The organism is Isoptericola aurantiacus (assembly GCF_044769875.1).
In the GTDB taxonomy this organism is placed as follows: domain Bacteria; phylum Actinomycetota; class Actinomycetes; order Actinomycetales; family Cellulomonadaceae; genus Isoptericola; species Isoptericola aurantiacus.
Window position 1 is genome coordinate 489,945 of sequence record NZ_JBJBAE010000003.1, and the last position, 16,265, is coordinate 506,209.

The window sequence follows — 16,265 nt, forward strand, 5'->3', positions numbered from 1 at the left end:
CGTGAGTACCTCACCCGACCACGCCACCGCCGTCGACCCCGAGCTCTCCACCCGCCTGCCGGAGCTGCGCGAGCAGTACGCCGCGCTGCAGGCCCGCGACCTGTCCCTGGACCTGACCCGCGGCAAGCCCTCGGCCGAGCAGCTCGACCTGTCCGAGCCGTTGCTGTCGCTGCCCGGCGAGGGCAACCACACCGCCGCGTCCGGGACGGACGTGCGCAACTACGGCGGGCTGGACGGCCTGCCCGAGCTGCGCGAGATCTTCGCCGAGCTGCTCGGCGTGCCGGTCCGCCAGCTGCTCGCCCAGGACAACGCCTCGCTGCGCCTCATGTACGACTGCCTCGTCCAGGCGGTGCTGTTCGGGGTGCCGGGCGGCGACGGCCCCTGGTCGGCCGAGGAGTCGGTGACGTTCGTCTGCCCCGTGCCCGGGTACGACCGGCACTTCGCGATCTGCGAGGAGCTGGGGATCCGCATGGTGACGGTCCCGATGACGCCCGACGGCCCCGACGTCGAGGCCGTGGCCGCGCTGGTGGCCGACGACCCGTCCGTCAAGGGGCTGTGGTGCGTCCCGACGTACGCCAACCCGGACGGGTCGGTGGTCTCCGAGGACGTCGCACGCCGGCTCGTCTCGATGCCGGCTGCGGCGCCGGACTTCCGCATCTTCTGGGACAACGCCTACGCGGTGCACCACCTGACCGAGCACGAGACGAAGACGGCGAACGCGATCGAGCTGGCCGCCGAGGCGGGCAACCCCGACCGCGTGCTGATGTTCGCCTCCACCTCGAAGGTCACGTTCGCCGGCGCCGGCGTGTCGTTCCTGGCGTCGTCCCCGGCGAACATCGACTGGTTCACCGAACACCTGGCGTTCCGGTCCATCGGCCCGGACAAGGTCAACCAGCTGCGCCACGCGCAGTTCTTCGGGGACGCCGCGGGCGTGCGGGCCCACATGGCCAGGCACCGCGAGATCCTCGCCCCGAAGTTCTCCGCGGTGACGTCGATCCTGACCGAGCGCCTCGGCGACGCCGGGGTGGCCACCTGGACCGACCCGGACGGCGGGTACTTCGTCTCCGTCGACGTGGCGCCGGGCCTGGCCTCGCGCGTCGTGGAGCTCGCCGGCGAGGCCGGGATCAAGCTGACCCCGGCCGGCGCGACGTTCCCGTACGGCAAGGATCCGCAGGACCGCAACATCCGGCTCGCGCCGTCGATGCCGCCGCTGGCGGAGGTCGAGGTGGCGATGGACGGCGTGGCGACGTGCATCCTGCTCGCCGCCGCGGAGGCCGCCGCCGCCTGACCCACCGCTGTGGGCATGAAATATGCGGGTCGCGACCGGTCGCGACCCGCATATTTCATACCCACAGCGGTGAGGCGGGAGTGAGGCGTGCGCCACGGCACAGGTTCTTCGCCGTTCCCCCCGGGGGGCGCCACGGCCGGGACCCTAGGCTGGGGCCTCGCCCGCGGCCGACGCCGGATCCGCAGCAGCACACGGCAGCTCCGCCGACGGGTGACGCGGGCGCGTCCTGTCCCCTCGCGCCCCGGAGGCACTCGTGACCACCACCAGCCCTCCCCCGACCACGGAGCTCGACGACGCCCGCGGCGAGGCGGCCGAGGCGCCGGCGACGAAGCTCTCGGGCACCCAGATCGTGGCCAGCGCGCTCGCCGCCGTCAGCACCACGGTGGCGCTGTCGTTCTTCGGCATCGCCGGGACCATCATCGGCGCCGGGGTCGCGAGCGTCCTGACCGTCGTGGCCAACTTCCTCTACACGCGCTCCATCGAGAAGACGCACGCCCAGCTCAAGCCCGTCGTCGGCCAGATGGTCCGGCCACGGGCCGCCCGCGGCACGCTCGACGGCGTCGCGACGACGGCATCGGTCGCGCCGGTCGGTCCGGCCACGGCGGTCGACGCCGCACCGCCGGACGGCGGGCCCGATGCGGACCGGGCGGACGACGCGGACGACGCGGACGACGCCGAGGTCCCCCCGCGCAATGCCTGGCTGCGTCTGGTCCGGCGTCACGGCACGGTCCGTGTGCTCGCGGCCTCGGCCGCTGTGGTGTTCGTGGCCGTGATGGGTGTGGTGCTGGCCGTGGAGCTGCTGATCGGCAAGCCGCTCGCCGACGCCGTCCAGGGTCAGGAGGGATCGGGCACGACCATCGGACGGTCCGTCGGTGTCGAGGCCACCAGTCCGTCGGGTTCCTCCGAGCAGCCCGACGGCGACGCGGACGGTGCGACGGACCGTGCCGGCCGCGAGACCGGCACGACGGGGACCGACGACTTCCGGTCCGCCACCGGTACCGACGAGCAGGGTGCCGGCACCTCGACCGGCACGGACGGGTCGGAGGACGGCGCCGAGACGAGCACCGACCCGACGCCCGAGGTGACCGCTCCGGTCGACCCTGCGGAACCGACCGATCCCGCCGAGCCGACCGACCCCGCCGAGCCGACCGACCCCGCGGACCCCGAGGGCTCCGGGGGCGGCAGCACCGACGGGTCGACGGGCGGGGCCGGGTCGACGCCGGGCACGGGCTCGGGCGAGAGCGGATCGTCCGACGGCGTCAGCAGCTCGTCGAGCGGCAGCGACGCGACGGACGCCGGCTGAGCACGGCCGGAGCCGGCACCCACCTCGGGTACGACGAAGGGCGGCTCCCCATGCGGGGAACCGCCCTTCGTCGCGTCCCGGCCCGACCTCGACGCAGCGCGGCCGGACCTGCGGATCAGTTGCCGAGCACCGCCTTGAGGAACTCCTTGGTCCGCTCGTGGGACGGGTTGGAGAACATCGTCTCGGGGTCGGCCTCCTCGACGATCTGCCCCTTGTCGAACATGAGCACGCGGTCCGACACCTCGCGGGCGAACTGCATCTCGTGCGTGACCAGGAGCATCGTGATGTCCGTGGTCTCGGCGATCTCGCGGAGCACGCCGAGCACGTCGGCCACGATCTCCGGGTCGAGGGCCGAGGTGACCTCGTCGAGCAGCAGGATCTCCGGGTCCATCGCCAGCGCGCGGGCGATCGCCACACGCTGCTGCTGGCCGCCCGAGAGCTGGTTGGTGTTGAAGTCCCGCTTCTCGGACATGCCGACCTTCTCGAGGAGGCGTTCGGCGTCGGAGATCGCCTCGTCCTTGGACTTGCCCAGCACATGGATCGGCGACTCGATGATGTTCTCGAGCACGGTCATGTTCGGGAACAGGTTGAACTGCTGGAACACCATCCCCACCCGGTTGCGCACCACCCGGCGGCGCTTCTCGGAGACGGCGACCCACTTGTCACCCTTGTACTCGTGGGTGTACGGGTCACCGTCGATGAGGATGAGGCCGCCGCTGAGCTCCTCGAGCGTCATCAGCAGCCGCAGGATCGTCGTCTTGCCCGATCCGGACGGCCCGATCAGCGTGATGCGCTGACCCTGCGGGACGGAGAAGTTCAGCCCGTCCAGCACGACGTTGTCACCGAAGCGCTTGGTGACGTCGCGGAACTCGATGGCGGGCGTGTCGCCGTTCTTCGTGGTCATGGTCTGGCTCTCTGCGGAAGGGTTCGGGTCAGGCAGCAAGGCGGATCTCCATCCTGCGCACCAGCAGCGAGGTCGGGTAGCTCACCGCGAGGAAGAGCAGGCCCACCATCGTCAGCGCCTCGACGTAGGAGAACGTGTTGGCACCGAAGCTCTGCGCCTCGGTGTACATCTCCACGATGCCGATCGCGAAGAGGAACGGCGTCTCCTTGAACATCGAGATCGCGTAGTTGCCCAGGCCGGGCAGCGTGTTGCGGATCGCCTGCGGCAGGATCACCGCACGCCAGGTGCGGCCCTTGGCCATGTTGAGCGCCGTGGCCGCCTCCCACTGCCCCTTCGGCACCGCCTCGATCCCGGCGCGGTACACCTCGGACATGTACGTCGCGTAGTGGATACCCAGCACCGTACAGCCGATGAACAGGACGGGAACCCAGGGCGGCGAGAGCAGGTAGACGAAGACGAGCTGCACCAGCAGCGGCGTCATGCGGATGAAGTCGGACACGAACTTCAGCGGGATCCTGACCCAGCGGGTCGGGGTCCGCATCGCCAGGGCGATGAAGAGCCCGAGGATCGAGGCGATCACCATGCCGATGACCGTGGCCTCGACGGTGACGACGAGGCCACGGAGCAGGTCGGGAAGGACCTCCCAGGCCTTGTCCCAGTCCCAGATGCTGTTGCTGTTCACAGGGGACCTCCTGCCTGCGACGGCATCTGCGTGTTCGCCGGCCGCGTGTTGGGGGCCGGCTTGACCCCGAACGTCTCACGCAGCGTCGGCTTCGTCCCCCGGCCGAGGCGGCGCTTGGCGCGCTCCTCGAGCACGTTCATCCCCCAGGTCAGCAGGTAGGCGATGATGAAGTAGACGATAAGGCCGGCGCCGTAGCTGAAGAGGGTGTCGCTCGTGGCCTTGCGCAGCTCGACCGTCCAGAAGTTCAGGTCGTGCAGCGTGATGTAGTACGCCAGCGCCGACCCCTTGACCAGCTGGATCAGCAGGTTGGCGAGCATCGGGATCATCAGCGCCCACGCCTGGGGGAAGATGACGCGACGCACCTTGTGGAACCAGGTCATGTTCAGTGCGGTCGCGGCCTCCCACTGGCCCTTCGGCACCGACTCGATGGAGCCGCGCACCACCTCGGAGGCGTACGCCCCGTAGTTGAGGCCGAGCGCGACGATCGCCACCGCGAGCGCCTCCATCTTGAAGCCGAACTGCGGCAGCACGTAGAAGATCCAGAAGATCTGCACCACCAGCGAGGTGCCGCGGAAGAACTCCACGATGACGCGGGACGGCCCGCGCACCCAGAGGGTCTGGGTGCGCGAGCCGAAACCGAGAACCACGGCGACGAGCATGGCGAGCAGGGCCCCGCCGAGCGTCATCTCCAGGGTGACAAGAACACTGCTGCCGAGGTCGGGAAGCCGATCGACGAGTGTCTGGATGTCATCGGACATGCGGTCAGTAGTCCATCCCCAGCTCGTCCGCGAGGTCGGAGAGGTCCTGGTCGGGGTCGCACAGCTGCTCGGCCGTCAGACCCTCGGGCGGGAACTCGGCGGCGCTGAAGCCGAAGGGCTCCATGACCTCGAGCCACTTGTCCTCGTCGCCCAGGTAGGTCGCGAGCTGCTCGTTGTAGGCGTCGAGGAGCTCGGTGTCGCCCTGGCGGAAGACCTCGGCGCCCGCACCGATCTGCGGCTCGCCGTTGATCGTCGCGACGAACGCGTCGGTGGCCTCGACGGCCTCGTCGGTGCTGTCGGCCAGCGCACGCAGCGAGATGCCGGTCAGGGCGTAGGCGTCGGCGCGGCCGCTCACCACGGCGTCCAGACCCGCCTGGCGGTCCGGGACCTCCATGGAGTCCACGTCGGTGTCCTCGGCGTAGCCGGCCTCGATGGCGCCCTGGGTCACGGCGACCTTGACGTCGCCGCCCTCGACCGACTGCCAGTCGGTCAGGCCCTGCGGGTTGCCCTCGGGCACCAGGAACGCGGTGGTGTACATGATGGTCGGCTCGGCGAACGCTGCCTGCTCGCACCGATCCGGGAGGATCGACATGCCGGCGCTGACGGCGTCGAAGCGCTCGGCCTGGACGCCCGGGATGAGGGCGTTCCACTCGACCTGCGTGCCGGTGACCTCGTCGATGCCGAGCTCGCCGTAGATGGCGCGGCCGAGCTCGATGGTGGCACCGGTGAGCTCGCCGTCCTCCTCGTAGGAGTAGGGCACCTCGCCGAAGAAGCCCACGTTGATGGAGCCGGCGTCCTGGAGCGAGGCGAGGTGGGACATGTCCCCGTCGCCGTCGGAACCGGATCCGCCGTCGTCGGTGCTGGAGCACGCGGCCAGGGCGGTCAGAGCAAGTACGGAGCCGGCGGCGGCCAGTGCGCGGCGGCGGTTCGTGGTCCGGATGGACTGCACGGGGTCTCCCTTCCGTCGCCCGACGGCGTGCTGCCGCGGGCTGGGTGGTGCGGACGATCCGTTACGGTAGCGTCGATCCGGACGATCCGACAATGGGCGTGTCGTCGTGTCTGATTGTCTACAATGATCAGATCGGCGTGATCCCGCAGTTCATCGCGGCAGAGTTCACCCCGCGACACGAGCCTGCAACATTCGACCCTCGCGATCGTTGTCAGGTCGTGACCGGAAAGGAGCCCAGATGTCCCCGCCCCACCGGCCGGCCCCCGGTGCCGCGCCGACACTGTCGCCCGTGACGCGGCCGTCCACCGTGGACCTGATCACCGTCGAGCTGCGCAACGCCATCTACACCGGAGCACTGCGCGTCGGCTCCCCCATCCGCGAGGTGGAGATGGCCGGGCAGCTCGGGGTGAGCCGCGGGCCCTTCCGCGAGGCGGCGCAGCGCCTCGTGGCCGAGGGACTCATCGTCGCCACCCCGGGTCGCGGCCTGTCGGTGCGGACGATCGGGGCGGACCGGATCCGCCCGTTGTACGCAGCACGCACCACGGTCGAGACCACGGCCGCGCGTCTCGCCGTGGCGCACGCCTCCGACGAGCAGGTCGCCGAGGTCCGCGCCGCCCACGACGCGCTGGTCCGTGCCGACGCCTCGCACGACGCCCTGCGGGTCGGCGCCGCCGACCTCTCCGTGCACTGGGAGCTCGTGGCCGCGAGCGGCAACCCGTGGCTGCTGCGCTGGATGAGCACGCTCATCGTCGAGGTGCGCATCGCCAGCTTCACGGTCAGCGAGGAGTACGTGGTCCGCCGGGACGCGGCGGCGTCGCACGCACCGCTGGTCGACCTGCTCGAGGCGCGCGACGCCGACGGCCTCGAGGCCGCGATCCGGGCCAACCTGGACGACGCCGTGCTGCGGCTGCTCGCACCGGAGTCGGCAGGCGTCGAGACGCTCGAGGAACCGCGCCCGCTCCCGGCCCCGCGGCTCGGCCCGATCGGCCACTGACCTCGACCGCTGTGGGTATGAAATTGACGGCCCGGCATCGATGCCGGGCCGTCAATTTCATACCCACAGCGGCAAGGGGGGTCGGGAGCCGTCAGCGGCCCGCCACCGACGCGCGGCGCTGCGCCTCGAACTCGTCCGCGCGCCACGACGTCATCCCGCCCACGACGACGGCGGTCGGCTCCCCCGCCGCGTCGCGCAGCACGTGCACGGGCTCGCCGACCGGCCCGAACCCGGCGTGCGGCTCCGGGCGCAGCACGTCCCCGTCGACCGTGAGCTCCTCGGCGCCGTCCAGCGGGTCGGCGCGCCGCGGGTCGAGCAGCCACAGCCGCTCCCCGAGGCGCACCACGTCCGTCATCCCCCACAGGTTGGCGAACCGGCCCGTCCACCGGTCGAGCTCCGCCGCCTCCACCGGGGCCGGCCCCGGCCGCACGCCGTCCGCGGCCGGAGCGCCGTCGTCGTCCCGCGCCGTCGTGATCAGGGCGAGCAGGCCGAGCGCGATCGGGTCGGCGGGCCCGTCGACGGCGTTGGTCAGCACCGAGACGGCGATGCGTGCCGTCGGGTCGAACCAGGTGCGGGTGATCTGGCCCGGGAAGCCGCCGGAGTGGCCGACCAGGCGCCGGCCGGCGACCGTGCGGGACTCGAACCCGAGCCCGTAGGCCCGCCGGGCCGCGTGGGGACGCTCGATCACGGACTCGTCGCGCTGCAGCAGCCGCTGCGTCTCGGGCCGCACCAGCGCCGAGCCGTCGAAATGGGCCGCCGCCCAGCGCACGAGGTCCCGGGCGGTGGAGCAGAACCCGGTCGCCGCGGCCAGCGTCCCGGTGGTGACCCCGGCCACGGGCAGGCGCCCGTCGGCGAACGTCGTGGCCAGCCCCGGGGTGGCCAGGGCGCGCGCGCTGTGCCCGACGACGGCGCGGCGGGCGACGTCGTCGTCCAGCTCGGGTGCGGTGTCGGCCAGGCCGAGCGGGTCGAGCAGGTCGTGGCGCACGTGGTCGGCGTACGGCGTGCCGGTGACCGCCTCGATGACGAGGCCCAGCAGGCCGTAGGCCAGGTTGGAGTACTTGAAGTGCTCACCGCGGCCCAGCACGTCACCGTCGTCCAGGACCGAGTCCAGCAGGGTGGCACGGTCGGGGAACGGCGCGGCGAGCTGCCAGAAGTCGGCGTCGCGGCCGTCACGCCGCAGGCCGCCGGTGTGCCCGAGCGCCTCGCGCACGGTGACCCGGCCGGCGGGGGCACCGCCCAGCTCGGGCACGTGGTCGCCGAGCGGGTCGTCCAGCCGCAACGCACCGGCGTCGGCCAAGCGCGCGATCGCGGTGGCGGTGAACGTCTTGGAGTGCGAGGCCACCCGGAAGACGTGGTCGCTGCGCAGCGGGGTGCCGGAGGTGATGTCGGTGACGCCCCACGCGCCGTCGAGCACCACCTCGTCGTCCACGAGCACGGCGTACTGGACACCGGGGACACGGGCGAGGCCGGCCTGGGTGGCGACCCAGTCGGCGAGGTAGGGGGTGTTGAGCCGGTCGGCGGTGGTGCGCGCAGGGGCATGCTCGGCGCCGGTGAGGGTCATGCCGCCAGCCTAGCGGCGCCGTCAGCTTCTATGATTGAATGAATCAGGTTATTCACTCATTGAGGAGAGGTCCCATGGCCGGCATCACCCTGATCGTCCTCGGCGGGTTGCTCGTCGCCGTGCCCGCCGCGGTCGCGGTCGCCCTGCTCCGGTGGTCCGGCCGGCACGCCCCCGACGGCGCACCGCTGCGACGAGCCCGGCGGCACGACGCTCTCATCGCCTGGGCCTCCACCGTCGCGGGCCTCGTCACGGCGGCCGGGGTCCTGACGCTGCCGATCACCTGGACCACCGACCGGCTGCCCGCACCACCGGCCGCCGGGGTGCTGTGGACCGTCGGACCGTTCGCGGTCGCCGTGGCCGCCTGCCTCGTCCGGGCGGTCGGAGAGCTCACCTGGCCACGGCCCGCCGGGACCGTGCGCACGGCGTCGCTCACCCGCCGCACCGTCCGCGACCTCGGCAGCGTGCCCCTGCGCGCGCTGGGAGCGACGGCTGCGCTCCTGGCCACAGCCCTGGTGGCCGCCGGCGTCACGGCCGGGCCGAGCGGAACGTCGGTGGCGAGCCCCGAACGCACGCTCGCCGACGGGAGCATCGTCAGCGGGTCCGCGGGCCCCTACCCCGGCTGGCCCTACGGCGTCCCGATGCTCGCCGCTCTCGCCGTGACGCTGGTCGTCACGATCGCGACCCTGCGCGTCGTCGCACGCCGCGCCCCGCTCACCGACCTGTCGAGCGAGCAGGACGACGCCGTGCGCCGCACCTCGGCCGCCCGCACGGTGGCAGCCGTCCAGGTCTGCGTCGGCGGAGCGACAGCACTGACGCTGGTCGTCACCGGCGGTGCGCTCCGCCGCGCGGGTACCGCCCGGATCGGCGACGTCGTCGACCGCGTCGCGGCGATGACGGTGACGGGCTACCTGGCCACCGCTCTCGCCGTCGCGATCGCAGCCGTCACCGTGGCCGTCGTCGTCCGGGCTGCGCGCGGTGTGCCCGTCGCACCCGTGCGGGTCGGGGCCCGGGCGGACGGATGACCGACATCACCGTCGACCTGCACGCCGCGGTCCCGGCCTACGAGCAGATCCGTCGCCAGGTCGCCGGCCTGGTCGCCGTCGGCACCCTGGTCCCCGGCGACCGGCTCCCCGCCTCCCGCGACCTCGCGCGCGACCTCGGCATCGCCGTCGGCACCGTCCAGCGGGCCTACCGCGAGCTGGAGAGCACCGGGGTGGTGACCTCCCGTCGCCGGACGGGCACCGTCGTCGCCGAGGGCACCGGGCCCGGCGCCGGCTCACGCGACCCCCGACCCGCGCTGGTCGAGGAGCTGCGCACCGTCGTCGCCCGGGCCCGCGCGGCCGGCCTGACGGACGAGACCATCCTCGACATCGCCCACGGCGTCCTGCGCGGCCCGGACGCCGCCGCGGGAGCGTCCGCCGACCGATGAATTCCCTGTCGGTGGCGCGTCCTAGGTTCTACCGTGGACGAGTCGACCGAGGAGATCCCCCGATGAGCACACCCGACGACCGAGCAGGCGACGCCGTCGAGGCGTCCGGCCTCGTCAAGCACTTCACGTCCGGCAAGAAGACCACCAAGGCCGTCGACGGCGTCGACCTGACGATCCCCACCGGCAGCGTGTTCGGCCTGCTGGGGCCGAACGGCGCCGGCAAGACGACGGTCGTGCGGATGCTCGCCACGCTGCTGCGGCCCGACGGCGGCACCGCCCGCGTGCTGGGGCACGACGTCGTGCGCGACGCCGACGCCGTCCGCGGCGCCGTCGGGCTCACGGGCCAGTACGCGTCCGTCGACGAGGACCTGACCGGCACCGAGAACCTGCTCATGCTGGCCCGGCTGTACGGCTTCCGCGGCCCCGCGGCCAGGCGACGCGTCGCCGACCTCCTCGAGGCGTTCAGCCTGACCGACGCGGGTGCCCGCCAGGTCAAGACGTACTCCGGCGGGATGCGGCGCCGCATCGACCTCGCGGCCTCGCTCGTGCTCTCCCCGCGGGTGCTGTTCCTCGACGAGCCCACCACCGGCCTCGACCCGCGCTCGCGCAACCAGGTGTGGGACATCGTGCGGGTGCTCGTCGACGACGGCGCCACCGTGCTCCTGACCACGCAGTACCTCGAGGAGGCCGACCAGCTCGCCGACCGGATCGGGGTCATCGACCACGGTCAACTCATCGCGGAGGGCACCTCCAGCGAGCTGAAGCGGTCCGTCGGGCAGGGCGCCGTCGACCTGCGCCTCGCGGACGCCACCCGGCGGGGCGAGGCGGCCGCCGTCGTGCAGGACGTCCTCGGGACCGAACCGACGCTGCCCACCGACCCGTACGCGCTCAGTGCCCGCGTGCCCGACGACGGGGCCCACCTGGTGGCCGGGCTCCTGCCCGCGCTCGACGCGGCAGGGATCGCGGTCCCCGAGTTCTCGCTGGGGCAGCCGAGCCTCGACGAGGTGTTCCTGACCCTGACCGGCGAGCCCCTGCCGGACGACGCACCCGAGGATGCCGGCATCGAGCAGGAGGTGGCCCGATGAGCGCCGTCGACATCAGCACCACCACGCTCCGCGACGCCGTCGCGCTCGAGACCCGGCCGACGCGGCCGTCCGCCGTCTCCTGCTCGCTGACGTTCGCGTGGCGGGCGCTGCTCAAGATCAAGCACGTGCCCGAGCAGCTCTTCGACGTCCTGGTCTCCCCCGTGATCTTCACCCTGATGTTCACCTACCTGTTCGGCGGGGCGCTCGCGGGATCGACGAACGCCTACATCCAGTTCCTGCTGCCCGGCATCCTGGTCCAGACGATCATCATCGTGACCGTGTACACCGGCTACACCCTCAACACCGACATCACCAAGGGCGTGTTCGACCGGTTCCGCTCGCTGCCGATCTGGCGCCCGGCGCCCATCGTCGGGGCACTGCTCGGGGACACCGTCCGGTACACGATCGCGTCGATCATGTGCATCGGGCTCGGTCTCATCATCGGGTTCCGTCCGGCGGGCGGGTTCGTCGGCGTGGTCGCGGGGGTGGCCCTGCTCCTCGTGTTCGCCTTCGCGCTGAGCTGGATCTTCACCATCCTCGGGCTCCTGCTGCGCACGCCGAACGCCGTGATGGGGGTGTCGATGATGGTGCTGATGCCGCTGACGTTCGCCTCGAACATCTTCGTGGACCCGTCCACGATGCCGTCCGGTCTGCAGGCGTTCGTGGACATCAACCCCGTGTCCCACCTGGTCACCGCGGTCCGCGGGCTCATGGGCGGGGCGGCGGACGGCGGCGACGTGGTGACCGTGCTGGTCTCGGCCGTCGTGATGACGGCGATCTTCGCCCCGATCACCATGCATCTGTACCGCACCCGCCACTGACCCCGTCCCACCCCGTTGTGGGTATGAAAATGACGGCCCCGGATCGGTCCGGGGCCGTCATTTTCATACCCACAACGGGGTGGGACGGTCGGCGAACCCCTCAGTACCGGACGGGCCTCGGGTCGAACGGCACGACGATCGTCCCGGGCGTTCCGGGACCTGGACGCCGCGGGTCGCGGAGCAGAGCACGGACGTGGGAGACGGCGTCGCGCTCCTGACTCATCGACGCCTCGCGCGTGAAGTCGTCCGCGACCACGACCACCACGTCGTACTCCAGCTCCTCGAGCCATCGGCGACGCCGGACGTCGTCCCGCCACTGCCGTCTGTCGGTGCGGTGCTGATCCCCGTCGTACTCGATGACGACCCGCGCCTCCGGGTAGAGCAGGTCGCAGCGCTTGACGTAGGTGCCGTCGTCGAGCCGGACGACGGCGTTGACCAGGGGCCACGGAAGGCCGGCGTCGGTCAGCCGCAGCCGGGTACGGGTCTCCATGACCGAGTCGGTGCCGGGGCACATCCGCTCGATCTGCTCCCGGACCTGCGCGATTCCCTTGACCTTGCGAGTGCGGCGTGCCAGGTCGGCCAGCTCAGCGGTGCTCGTCAGCACGTCGCCGTACCGCATCATGGCGTCGCCGAGGATCACGACGTCGTCGGGCAGCCTGAGGTCGGCGGCCACGTGGACGAACGTCTGCGCGGGTGTCGTCACGGGCAGGCCGTCGACCGTGGTGACCTCCAGGAAATCCTGGCGGGTGCGGTGAGACACGACGTCGCGACGCTGCAGACGGTCGCCCTCCACCCGTGTGGCGACGTGGAGCGGCGCGTCGTCGGCCGCGGCCTCCCGCAGCGTCCACGGGACGTCGATCCCGTGCAGCCGCAGCGCTGTCACGTGGCTGAACACCACGCCGTCGTCCATCGCGACGTTCAGCGCACGGCACCGGGCGGCCAGATCGCCTCCGAAGCCTGAGGGCGACCGGAGTCCGTGGAACGGCCGGTCCAGCTCCGCCCGACGCAGCACCCGCGGCGGGAGGCCACGGGCCAACGCATCGGCGACGCGGAACGGCCGGCCCAGGCTCGGCGTCTCGCTGGGGTGTAGCAGGTTGTCCGATGTCCTGTGCAGCACACCCCGACCGTGGCACCACCGCGCTCCTGCCTGCAGGCGATTTCCACAGGCTCCCCCACGAGAGCCCTGTGGGTATGAAATCGACGGCCCGGATCGCTCCGAGGCCGTCGATTTCATACCCACAACGGAGGGGGTCAGGCGGCCGACTCCGCCTGCAGCTCCTCGTCGCACTTGCGGGTCACGACCAGCACCGGGCACTTGGAGTGGTGCAGCACCGCCTGGCTCGTCGAGCCCAGCAGCAGACCGCGGAAGCCCCCACGGCCCCGCGAGCCCACGACCACCAGGTCCGATGCCGCCGAGAACTCGGTGAGCAGCTCGGCACCCGAACCGTCGAGCACGTGCCGCTTGATCGTCAGCTCCGGGTGCTCGGCGCCGACCCGGTCGACGATCACGTCGAGCCCGGCCTTCACGTCCGCGAGCACCTGCTCGTGGTCGATCTGCGAGGGCAGCCAGGCCAGGACGCCCGCGCCGGACCCCAGCGGCACCCCGGCGACGGCCACCAGCTCGGCGCCCCAGGCCGAGGCCTGCTCGACGGCGTGCCGCAGCGCGACCTCCGCCGTCGGCGACCCGTCCACCCCGACCACGATCCGGCGCACCTCATGGACCGTGTCACCGTCCCGCCGTTCCGGATCGTCGTCGCCGGCCGGCTCGCGGTACGGCACGACGACCGTCGGGCAGTGGGCGTGCGCCGGCAGCGCCGACGACACGGTGCCGAGAAGCCGCTCGGTGAACCCGCCGCGACCGCGGGTGCCGACCACGGCCAGGCAGTGCTCCGCCGACAGCTCGACCAGGACACCCGCCGCGTCCCCCGTGGCGACGCTCGTCTCGATCGGCACACCCGTCGGCGCGATCCGTGTCTGCACCTCGGCCAGCACGGCCTTGGCACCCTCGGCGATGGCGGTGTCGTCCAGGGCCGCGTACCCGCCGTCGAGCGAGGCCGCCGTGAAGGACGGCAGCGAATAGCTGCACACGGCGTGCAGCGACCAGCCGACCCTGCCGGCGTACGCCGCGGCCCAGTCCAGGGCATGCAGGCTTGCCGCCGATCCGTCGACCCCGACCAGTACGACCTCTGGACGTGTCATGTCGCGCCTCCCGTCATGACCGGACCTCGGCGTCCGATGCCATCATGGTTCAAGCGTAGCGAAAGACGGCCGCAAGGTGCAGCAAAGCCGCCGGGAGTCGCCGAGGGCGCGCCGCACGCTCACCCCCGCCCGCGGGCACGTCGTCGACACCGGGACGCGACGACGCCCCGGCGCTCGTGGGGAGCACCGGGGCGTCGGTCGCAGCGACGGCGGGAGGTCAGCCCGTGACGCGCAGGTACGTGGGGCTGGACTGCCAGATGCCGGACTGGCGGACGGTCCACCCACCGGGGCGCGTCGCCTCGATCTGCTGGCCGTTGCCGATGTAGATCGAGATGTGACCCGGGGACCAGATGAGGTCGCCCGGCTGCGCCGACGAGCTCGAGATCTGCGTGGTGTTCGACGCGCTGAGGATCGCGCTGGACGAGTGGGGCAGCGAGATGCCGAGCTGGGCGTAGACATAGGTGACGAGGCCCGAGCAGTCGAAGCCCGACGGCGAGGCGCCGCCGACCACGTACGGCGTGCCGATGTAGCGGGCCGCGATCGACACGGCGGACGAGCCGCTCGTGCTGGCAGCGGGCGCCGTGCTCGTCTCGGTGCTGGTGGTCTCGGTCGAGGAGGTCTCGGTCGAGGTGGACTCGGTCGAGGTGGACTCGGTCGACTCGACGGCGGTGCGCTCGGCCGAACGCGACGGCGCGACCTCGCGCACCACCGGCTCGGGCTCGGGAGCGGCCTTGATGCCCGCCTTCTCGATCGACTTCGCCGTGACCTTCTCGACGTCCAGCTCGGCCTTGGCCGCGACCGTGACCACCGGCGCGGACTCCAGCGCCTCACGGGCCTGGTCGGTCAGCGCACCCAGGTCGACCGTGCTGAGCTTCTGAGCGGCGTCGGCGTCGACCGGCGCGGCCTGCGCAGCGGTGGCGCCACCGATCGTCGAGACCAGCAGACCACCGGCGGTGGCCACGACAGCGGCCCGGCGCCCAGCAGCCGCCGACGGCGCGGCGATCATCGGACGACGAGCGGCGCGGTGCCGGCCTCGCGTCGTAGTGCGTGCGTTCACGTCTTTCCTCTCCGTCCGCCTACGAAGTCAGCTGTCGGGTTCGGGTGGGAGAAAACACCCGGCCTCACGGTCCGTACGAACCATCAGGCTTCACCCCGAGGACACCGTCTCCGATGCCCGAAAGTGGGTCCCCCGCTCCTGCCATGGGTCTCGGCTCCCCGACCGGTGGCAGGACTCGGCGTCCGGACGGGGTTCGGCGAAATGCTCCACCGAACGAGTGAACGGTATCCGATCGTCGTCGCCATGTCACGTTTCGATCACGACGACGTCGGGAGCGTGTCGATCGGGGCTCGTCGAGGGCTTCCAGGGGGCCTCTGCGGCCAGCAGGGCGGCCCGAGGTACACGGACCGCGGGGTGCCGTGCCGAGGACGCAGAGGGCCCCGAGGCGCATGCCGCGCCTCGGGGCCCTCGGAGAGCTGTGCGTCCTGCCGTCAGCCGAGTCGGATGAACGTGGGGCTGGACTGCCAGATGCTGCGGAACTGGATCGTCTTGCCGGGACGCGGCGCGTCGATCTGGGAGTTGCCGCCCGCGTAGATCGCGACGTGGCCCGGGGACCAGATGAGGTCACCCGGCTGCGCGTCCGCCCGGGAGATCACGGTTCCGGAGTACCGCTGGTCCGAGGAGCTGCGGGGCAGCGAGATCCCGACCTGGGCGTAGACGTACTGCGTGAACCCGGAGCAGTCGAAGCCCGACGGCGAGGTGCCGCCGGAGACGTACGGGACGCCGACGTAGCGCGAGGCGACCGAGATCACGGAGGAACCGACCGCGGAGGCGGGGACCGACGTCGTCTCGGTGCTGGTGGTCTCGGTGGTGGACGTCTCGGTCGAGGTGGACTCGGTCGACTCCACGGCGGTGCGCTCGGCCGAACGCGACGGCGCGACCTCACGCACCGGCTCGGGCTCGGGAGCGGCCTTGATGCCCGCCTTCTCGATCGACTTCGCCGTGACCTTCTCGACGTCCAGCTCGGCCTTGGCCGCGACCGTGACCACCGGCGCGGACTCCAGCGCCTCACGGGCCTGGTCGGTCAGCGCACCCAGGTCGACCGTGCTGAGCTTCTGAGCGGCGTCGGCGTCGACCGGCGCGGCCTGCGCAGCGGTGGCGCCACCGATCGTCGAGACCAGCAGACCACCGGCGGTGGCCACGACAGCGGCCCGGCGCCCAGCAGCCGCCGACGGCGCGGCGATCATCGGACGACGAGCAGCGCGGTGCTTGCCACGCGAGGTGCGAGCAGTCAC

General features: G+C 72.1%; 16 protein-coding genes and 1 riboswitch. Of the genes, 7 read left to right on the forward strand and 9 right to left on the reverse strand.

Features of this window, described 5'->3' with window-relative positions:
• Nucleotide 1: 1 nt before the first annotated feature.
• The gene (locus tag ACIQLL_RS12135) at nt 2-1,288 is read left to right on the forward strand and encodes an aminotransferase class I/II-fold pyridoxal phosphate-dependent enzyme (protein ID WP_402467257.1); all 1,287 of its coding nucleotides are present in this window, start codon (nt 2-4) and stop codon (nt 1,286-1,288) included.
• 253 nt (nt 1,289-1,541) lie between these two features.
• Nucleotides 1,542-2,591 carry a hypothetical protein gene (locus tag ACIQLL_RS12140; RefSeq protein ID WP_402467260.1) on the forward strand — a complete coding sequence of 350 codons (1,050 nt, stop codon included), beginning with the start codon at nt 1,542-1,544 and terminating at the stop codon, nt 2,589-2,591.
• A gap of 115 nt (nt 2,592-2,706) precedes the next feature.
• On the opposite strand, the gene ehuA is transcribed toward ACIQLL_RS12140, so the two are convergent.
• Genes ehuA through ehuB form a run of 4 tightly spaced genes read right to left on the reverse strand, consistent with a single transcriptional unit; the run spans nt 2,707 to nt 5,884 of the window.
• The gene (ehuA, locus tag ACIQLL_RS12145; RefSeq protein WP_402467263.1) at nt 2,707-3,495 is read right to left on the reverse strand and encodes an ectoine/hydroxyectoine ABC transporter ATP-binding protein EhuA; all 789 of its coding nucleotides are present in this window, start codon (nt 3,493-3,495) and stop codon (nt 2,707-2,709) included.
• A 28-nt stretch (nt 3,496-3,523) separates the two neighbouring features.
• The gene (gene ehuD, locus ACIQLL_RS12150; RefSeq protein WP_402467267.1) at nt 3,524-4,177 is read right to left on the reverse strand and encodes an ectoine/hydroxyectoine ABC transporter permease subunit EhuD; all 654 of its coding nucleotides are present in this window, start codon (nt 4,175-4,177) and stop codon (nt 3,524-3,526) included.
• Nucleotides 4,174-4,935 carry an amino acid ABC transporter permease gene (locus ACIQLL_RS12155; RefSeq protein ID WP_402467270.1) on the reverse strand — a complete coding sequence of 254 codons (762 nt, stop codon included), beginning with the start codon at nt 4,933-4,935 and terminating at the stop codon, nt 4,174-4,176. Before ACIQLL_RS12155 ends, ehuD begins: the two co-directional genes overlap by 4 nt.
• Before the next feature lie 4 nt (nt 4,936-4,939).
• A complete protein-coding gene (gene ehuB / locus ACIQLL_RS12160; protein ID WP_402467273.1) occupies nt 4,940-5,884 on the reverse strand; it encodes an ectoine/hydroxyectoine ABC transporter substrate-binding protein EhuB in 945 nt (314 codons plus the stop codon).
• A 289-nt stretch (nt 5,885-6,173) separates the two neighbouring features.
• Here ehuB and ACIQLL_RS12165 point away from each other — a divergent pair, with 289 nt between their 5' ends.
• Complete coding sequence (locus ACIQLL_RS12165; protein WP_402467276.1) at nt 6,174-6,878, forward strand: GntR family transcriptional regulator; 705 nt, start codon at nt 6,174-6,176, stop codon at nt 6,876-6,878.
• Nucleotides 6,879-6,969: 91 nt separating this feature from the next.
• Here ACIQLL_RS12165 and ACIQLL_RS12170 read toward each other — a convergent pair whose 3' ends face one another.
• Entirely contained in the window at nt 6,970-8,439 is a 1,470-nt protein-coding gene (locus ACIQLL_RS12170; RefSeq protein WP_402467279.1) for a serine hydrolase domain-containing protein, read from the reverse strand.
• 74 nt (nt 8,440-8,513) lie between these two features.
• On the opposite strand from ACIQLL_RS12170, the gene ACIQLL_RS12175 reads away from it, so the two are divergent.
• From ACIQLL_RS12175 to ACIQLL_RS12190, 4 genes are all read left to right on the forward strand, one after another.
• Nucleotides 8,514-9,461, forward strand: coding sequence for a hypothetical protein (locus ACIQLL_RS12175; protein ID WP_402467282.1), 948 nt, complete (start codon nt 8,514-8,516; stop codon nt 9,459-9,461).
• A complete protein-coding gene (locus ACIQLL_RS12180) occupies nt 9,458-9,868 on the forward strand; it encodes a GntR family transcriptional regulator (protein ID WP_402467284.1) in 411 nt (136 codons plus the stop codon). The genes ACIQLL_RS12175 and ACIQLL_RS12180 overlap by 4 nt, the downstream gene beginning before the upstream one ends.
• Before the next feature lie 62 nt (nt 9,869-9,930).
• Entirely contained in the window at nt 9,931-10,953 is a 1,023-nt protein-coding gene (locus ACIQLL_RS12185; RefSeq protein WP_402467287.1) for an ATP-binding cassette domain-containing protein, read from the forward strand.
• Nucleotides 10,950-11,774 (forward strand): ABC transporter permease, encoded by an 825-nt coding sequence (locus ACIQLL_RS12190; protein ID WP_402467290.1) that lies wholly within the window; start codon nt 10,950-10,952, stop codon nt 11,772-11,774. The genes ACIQLL_RS12185 and ACIQLL_RS12190 overlap by 4 nt, the downstream gene beginning before the upstream one ends.
• Before the next feature lie 100 nt (nt 11,775-11,874).
• On the opposite strand, the gene ACIQLL_RS12195 is transcribed toward ACIQLL_RS12190, so the two are convergent.
• From ACIQLL_RS12195 to ACIQLL_RS12210, 4 genes are all read right to left on the reverse strand, one after another.
• Nucleotides 11,875-12,891: a DUF559 domain-containing protein gene (locus ACIQLL_RS12195; protein ID WP_402467293.1), complete on the reverse strand. Its 1,017-nt coding sequence runs from the start codon at nt 12,889-12,891 to the stop codon at nt 11,875-11,877.
• 134 nt (nt 12,892-13,025) lie between these two features.
• Entirely contained in the window at nt 13,026-13,973 is a 948-nt protein-coding gene (locus ACIQLL_RS12200; RefSeq protein ID WP_402467296.1) for a universal stress protein, read from the reverse strand.
• A gap of 217 nt (nt 13,974-14,190) precedes the next feature.
• Complete coding sequence (locus ACIQLL_RS12205; protein ID WP_402467299.1) at nt 14,191-15,030, reverse strand: C40 family peptidase; 840 nt, start codon at nt 15,028-15,030, stop codon at nt 14,191-14,193.
• A 2-nt stretch (nt 15,031-15,032) separates the two neighbouring features.
• A riboswitch (cyclic di-AMP (ydaO/yuaA leader) is annotated at nt 15,033-15,196 on the reverse strand.
• Nucleotides 15,197-15,461: 265 nt separating this feature from the next.
• Nucleotides 15,462-16,265 (reverse strand): C40 family peptidase, encoded by an 804-nt coding sequence (locus ACIQLL_RS12210; protein ID WP_402467302.1) that lies wholly within the window; start codon nt 16,263-16,265, stop codon nt 15,462-15,464.